The sequence below is a fragment of the Bradyrhizobium sp. genome (assembly GCF_049512235.1).
Taxonomy (GTDB): domain Bacteria; phylum Pseudomonadota; class Alphaproteobacteria; order Rhizobiales; family Xanthobacteraceae; genus Bradyrhizobium.
Window position 1 is genome coordinate 1 of the sequence record NZ_JBEKXH010000397.1, and the last position, 6009, is coordinate 6009.

General features: G+C 62.2%; 5 protein-coding genes and 1 pseudogene. 1 reads left to right on the forward strand and 5 read right to left on the reverse strand.

The genetic code is table 11. The annotated features are described in order from the left end of the window. Positions 1 to 248: 248 nt before the first annotated feature. Positions 249 to 503 (reverse strand): annotated as a pseudogene (locus tag ABSG20_RS27390) (LysR substrate-binding domain-containing protein); the annotation flags it as partial. Between the two features lie 174 nt (positions 504 to 677). On the opposite strand from ABSG20_RS27390, the gene ABSG20_RS27395 reads away from it, so the two are divergent. Next, positions 678 to 1904: an MFS transporter gene (locus tag ABSG20_RS27395; RefSeq protein ID WP_423867610.1), complete on the forward strand. Its 1227-nt coding sequence runs from the start codon at positions 678 to 680 to the stop codon at positions 1902 to 1904. A 158-nt stretch (positions 1905 to 2062) separates the two neighbouring features. Here ABSG20_RS27395 and ABSG20_RS27400 read toward each other — a convergent pair whose 3' ends face one another. The 4 genes from ABSG20_RS27400 to ABSG20_RS27415 form a co-directional block, all read right to left on the reverse strand. Continuing rightward, a complete protein-coding gene (locus ABSG20_RS27400; protein WP_423867611.1) occupies positions 2063 to 2314 on the reverse strand; it encodes a winged helix-turn-helix domain-containing protein in 252 nt (83 codons plus the stop codon). A 146-nt stretch (positions 2315 to 2460) separates the two neighbouring features. Beyond that, positions 2461 to 4560: a protein-disulfide reductase DsbD family protein gene (locus ABSG20_RS27405; protein ID WP_423867612.1), complete on the reverse strand. Its 2100-nt coding sequence runs from the start codon at positions 4558 to 4560 to the stop codon at positions 2461 to 2463. A gap of 80 nt (positions 4561 to 4640) precedes the next feature. Then, positions 4641 to 5336: a DUF1223 domain-containing protein gene (locus ABSG20_RS27410; RefSeq protein ID WP_423867613.1), complete on the reverse strand. Its 696-nt coding sequence runs from the start codon at positions 5334 to 5336 to the stop codon at positions 4641 to 4643. Between the two features lie 298 nt (positions 5337 to 5634). Beyond that, positions 5635 to 6009, reverse strand: a 375-nt coding sequence (locus ABSG20_RS27415) for a hypothetical protein (RefSeq protein WP_423867614.1), incomplete at its 5' end; no start/stop codon positions are given.

Consider the following 6009-nt stretch of genomic DNA (forward strand, 5'->3'; position numbering starts at 1 on the left):
CTCCCGCGCTCTTCGCGCGGGGGAGGGTCGGGGTGGGGGCCGACGCAGGTGGTATCTATGCTGAGGCACCCCCACCCCACCCTCCCCCGCGAAGAGCGGGAGAGGGAGTGAGAGGCCAATGCTCGTGGCCTGAAATGGTAAGTTTCACGGAATCGCTCAACTAGCGCGTATGAGGGGCGCCGCCCTCCTTCGGCGCCCCGCATCCAGCCTGTTTCATGCAAGGGGGGCGGCCAAAGGCCGGTGGCGAACTAAGATAGGACAATTGACGGCGCTACGCGACCGGCGCCACGGCCGTGCTGCTCAAGCCAGTCACAGAAGACCGCGCTGAACGGATCGTTGCTGCGCGATTCCGGAAAGTAGGCGAAATAGCTCCTGGCCGGCAGGCTGACCTTCGGGAACGGCGTCACGAGGCGACCCGAGGCGAGATCGTCGGCAATCAGCGCCGTTGGCCCCATCGCCACGCCGAGGCCGTCGAGCGCGGCTTGAAGGGTCAGATTTGAGTGAGATTTTCTAACTCATGATAGGATTATTACTGATTTGCGACAAGGCCCGGGAATGCGTAGTGTGCGAGCGATGGCATCACTCAACGGCTTTTTTCATGCATTGCGCTCGGTCCATGGCAATCCTCTCCTTAGATTTTCTCTCGTTGCTGCCGCTCCTCCAGCGGGAGAACGGCAATGAGTGAACTGGTGACGGGATCCGCCGATCGGTGCCGGGACGAACGGGCCCGGGCGGCGCGCACGCTGATGGTGACCGGCGTCAATCACGCCCTCCACGATGGCTACACGGACTTGATCTACGTGCTGTTGCCAGTCTGGCAGACCGAGTTCGCGTTGGGCTATGGGCTTCTGGCGCTGTTGCGCGGGCTCTATGCCGGGACCATGGCTGGGCTGCAAATCCCGGTCGCCCGGCTCGCCGAGCGGATCGACGGCAAGATGATCCTGGTGCTCGGAACGGCGTTGTCGGCCCTCGGCTACGTCCTGGCCGGGCTGTCCGGCAGCTTCCTCGCATTGGGCTTCGCGCTCGCGCTCTCGGGTGCCGGGTCGAGCACCCAGCACCCTCTCGCTTCGGCAGCCGTATCGCGCGCCTATGGCGCAGCGGCGCGGGGACCGCTCGGGATCTATAACTTCACGGGCGATCTCGGCAAGGCCGCGATCCCTGCGCTGGTCGCTCTGCTGCTGGTGATCATGTCGTGGCGGCATGCGTTGCTGCTGGTGGCATGCGCCGGCCTGCTGGTAGCCGCCGGCATTGCGCTGTGGATGCCCGCAGTCGGCAAAGGACATGCGAGCAGAAAGGCTTCATCAAGTCCTGGGCATGCCGGAGATAAAGGCCGCGGTGGCTTCAACTGCCTGCTGGCGATTGGAGTTCTCGACACCGCGGTGAGGATGGGTTTCCTGACGTTCCTGCCGTTTTTACTGCGCGGCAAAGGCGCTTCCCTGCCGACCAGCGGCTTGGCGCTGGCGCTGGTCTTTATCGGAGGCGCGGCCGGCAAGTTTACATGCGGTTGGCTCGGCGCGCGGATCGGCACGCTGCGGACCGTTCTTGTCACCGAAGGCGGCACGGCGGCCTTGATCGCAGCGGTGCTCGCACTCCCGCTCACGCCTGCCATCGCGCTGCTGCCGTTGCTGGGCGTGATGCTCAACGGCACATCTTCCGTCCTCTATGGAACAGTGCCCGAGCTCACGCCCCCGCATCTGACCGAACGCGCTTTCGCCCTGTTTTATAGCGGGACCATCGGATCAGGGGCGATCGCACCGGTGCTCTATGGCCTCTTGGGAGACGCGCTTGGTCCCTCGATCGCGACGGCAACGACAGCCGCCACGGCGCTTGCGATCTGTCCGCTTGCTTTGGTACTTGACCGATATCTTGCCAAGCAAGCCACCATGCCGCACTCCCGCGTTTGACGGCGATGCTGCCCGTGCTGCATTTTTCGTAGCGGCGACCCTCGTGGTCGCCCTCTCGCGTCTTCACCCGGTCTCACCAGGGCACCCACAAGGGGTGCCCCTACGCGTCAAAGAATTCCAACGTTAGGTAGTGGGGCCAGCATTGGCCGCCGCGCCTGTCACCGCTGCGGCCAACGGATCGTTGCCTTCCCGATATTTGGCTCAGCCTGCACCCAGACCTCGGCCATCAGATCGTCCTTGCTGACGAGTTGATTCATCCTTTGCGCAAGCGCCAACAGGGTGTCCAGGGCGCGGCTGCCGAGATGAACCGGTGCCCCTTCCTTCTCGAGGCGTCTTTCTGCCAGGAAAAGACGAAAGGGCCCGAATGCGACTGCATTGCTGTGTTGCTTCGCGTTCAGGGCGTTACGCATGGCGAGACCTCGAGTGGCAAGCATGTTCGGACCAGCGGCTCAGCTCCCACGGGGAATAAGGCATCGCGCCTCCGGAAAGAATAGGCATCTCCTGCAATATATTATTGCTGGATTTGCAATATTGAACGGCTTCATGGCAACGCCGATCAACTCGGAGCGCCTACCGTTGAATCCTGGCTTTTCCCGGAGACGCGGTTGAGCGCCTGTAGGAGAGTGCCCGGTGTCAGAAGCTCGGGAAGCGCTTCTCCTTGGGGGTACCGCGGTCCGTAGACGACGTCGAGCGGAATTCCGTAACGCGCGAAGCCATGCAGATAGCTTGCGATCGAGGGATCCGGTCGGCTCCAGTCGGCGCGCATTCGGATGATATTCGGCCGCGCGAGTCGCGACCTGACTTCGGCATTGCCGAGCACCGTCAACTCGTTAACCTTGCACGTCAAACACCAAGTCGCGGTGACGTCCACCAGCACCGTCTTTCCTTGCGCGATCAAACCGGGGACAGCGTTCGGATCGAACGACTGCCATTCCGGTCCGGCCGTCACTTTCGGGAAAGGTGTCACCAGCAACAAGCCGGCAGCCAGCGGCGCAATCGCGAGCGCAGCGGTCACGATCCCAGACCAACGCGATCCGTCACCGGGGTCACGGCCCGACGCGAAGGCTCGATATCCCAAAAGGCATGTGAGAAGAAATGCCGTCGTTGCCGCAACTCGGGCTCCAGCCACGCTCCAAAGGACGAAGAGTAACCAAACCGCGGTGCCCAAGAGGAGCGCACCGAGCAATCGCCGCAGCGTCAGCATCCATGGACCCGGGCGCGGAAGCCAGGCCAGACTACCGGGAAATAGCGCAGCCATACCGAACGGCAGCGCCATGCCGATGCCGAGGCACAAAAAGATCGAGAAGATTTCGAGCGGTCCCTGCGCCAGCGCGAAACCGACGGCCGTCCCGACAAAGGGCGCGGAGCACGGGGTAGCCAGCAAAGTTGCGAACATGCCGGTGAGGAAGGCCTCGACTATCGGCCCACGCGATCCTCCGGATAGAACGGTCATCGCTGAACCGGGCAGACCGATGGGGAGCCACTCAAAGAAGCTTGCCGCGAACAGGACCGTCACCGCAGCCATTCCCGCAAGAAACCAGGGTTGCTGAAACTGTATGCCCCAGCCGAGCGTGGCGCCCGACCACTTAAACGCGACAAGGGCTGAGGCCAACAGCAGGAAGCTCGCAACGATGCCGACGGCGGTCGCCGCAGATCCCAACCGGACCTCCCGCAATCCGCGTCCTGCATTTTGTGTGAACGCGAACAACTTGATCGACAGTACCGGAAGCACGCAGGGCATCAGGTTGAGGATAAGGCCGCCGAGCAAAGCCGCCAGAAGCGCCGACGAGAAGCCCGCCGGATTCGCGACGATCGCCGTGCCGGCGGGCCCGGGAAATTCCGCACTTCGGTCGCCATCGGCAAACGTCAATCTCAGAGCTCGGTTGGAAGGAAGCTGTGCCGGAAGTTCAACGGTCAGGCGGACGGTGCTGCCATCGTTCCCAAGTTCGACATCGGGAGCCGCCGGTATTCCATCCCCCGCACCTTCGACAAACAAATCGGGTTGGGCGAATGGTTTGCCTTTGCTACGCAGATCAACAACGAGCTTTGGTGCTGACGTGGTACCTGCGAATCGGGTGCGGACAACATCGATGCCGGCGGCCGCCGCAGTACCCGGTACGGCCCTCCAGGCAGAGCCAATGAGGGCTGCCTCTGAAGAAACCGCGCCAGATCCCGGCAGCAAGGGTAACGAAAGTTCTGCCTGATAGGGTACGCAAACATCCGAACAGGCCGCGTAGGTGATCGCCGTCCGGATCCGCGTGGGGACCCCAGCCTGCTTCAGGGCCAGCTTGATCGGGAGCACAACGTGCCCGTCGTAAACGCTGTTCTGCAGCCCCTCGACAACCAGACGATGCGGGGCGGGCCAGCTCACCTCGTCGCGTACAATGTTTTCCGAACCGGACCAGTCGATCAAAGGCGCAACGCCGGCATCGCCGGGTGTGCGCCAGTAGCCGTGCCAACCCGGAGCAAACCTGAATTCCAGTCCAGCGTCGATCGAACCGGTAGCCGCGCTCACACTCTCGGCCGCCGCGATCAGGCGTACAGCCGCGTGGCCGTCCCCAACCCAATTGGTGGTCGCGGCATCTGCGTCGCCGCCTGTCCAGGCTGCAAGCCCGGCAGACAGTGCGGCGAGAAACCAGAAGCGAGCGAGTGTCATGATGCGTCCAATCGATATCTTATTTCCCCCGGCAGCGCCGCCGACGGACAGCGCTGCCGACACTGGGATGTTTGCGGCGATCAGGTCAGTCCATTTTCGAGCCGAGAGGCTCCGATTATACGACCGTCCGGTGCCTCAAGGACGACCGCGACATCCTCACCCGCCGGGAATTGCTCGTCGATGTGAAGCGGAGTTCCCGACCATTGGCCGACCAGCTTGACCGACCTGACAACGTTGGCCTCGGTCAACGTTCTTCCGCTGTTCTCACCGCGCCCGATCGCAGTCGTGTGCGCGTGGTCAAAGCCGATCAACAGGACCTTTCCGCCGCCGTTGCCGGAGCCGACCTCTATGGAAACCAGCCTGTTGTTTCGCGTGACGCGAACTGCCGCTGCGGTGCGGCTCTCGCTTTTCGCTTTATCGATCGCGGATCCGACTTCGCCGCGATGCGAACCCACCAAACCAACCGCGCCGTCAACGACAATCTCCGGCGTGTAGGACCCATCGCCGAAGCGGTGGCCGTATTGATCCTGGCGTTGGGTAGCGGCTTCCAACGAAAACGGATCCTTCCAGCCCAGTCTGTCCCAGTAGGTGACATGAAAGGCAAGCGGCAGGAGGTCCCGCCGATCCCTCGATAGCTCGTTCAGATAAGCATTCGCGGGCGGGCAGGACGAACATCCTTGCGAAGTGAACAATTCGACGACGACGGGGCGCTCCGCAGCAACGGCCGGAGACAGGCCGGCAATGAATGCGAGCGGCAGGACGAGGCGTGACCACATGGCTATGCTCCAACACTTGGGGTTTGCTGCCTGTTCGCAGCCGCAGGCACATTGTTACGTGCCTAAAAGCGACAACCCGCCGGAAAATGAGCCCATTCACGCAAAGCCTGGTCGGATCGACTGAAATCGCTGCGTTATCGGCCTGCGTCGGGGGCGCTACCGAACACAATCACACGAAATGTTGAATAAAAAATCCCCTCGCATTCTCGCGTTGGGCGCGCGATCAGCCGGTGCATCACCAGCTTGGCGGTATCGTTGATGACTTCCCGGTTGACGCGGCCGTTCATCGCCAGAGGCCTCACCGGCTACAGTGTCGGATGAACGTCACATCCTTGGCGTACAGGTACGTGTACGGGTCCACCTGTTCGAGCGCGTGATGCTTCATCACCCAGTCGCGAACCTTGGGCGCATAGGCCGACATCATTAACTGAGTCTCACCGGGGTTAATGCTGCGGTCACCGTGATGCGCAGCGTGAAACATGAAGTAGCCGCTCGATGTGATGCAGATTTTGTTGAGGGGAACAACCCCCAGGACTGTCGTGCAAGACGACTTGCAGAGACCGTCGATCACCACGCGATCATACTCCGCATTGACGTGCGAGTACGTGTAGATGTGCGCGGCGGAATGCCGCCGGGTCGTGAAGATAGTAAACCTTTTTTCGCGTAGGGGGAA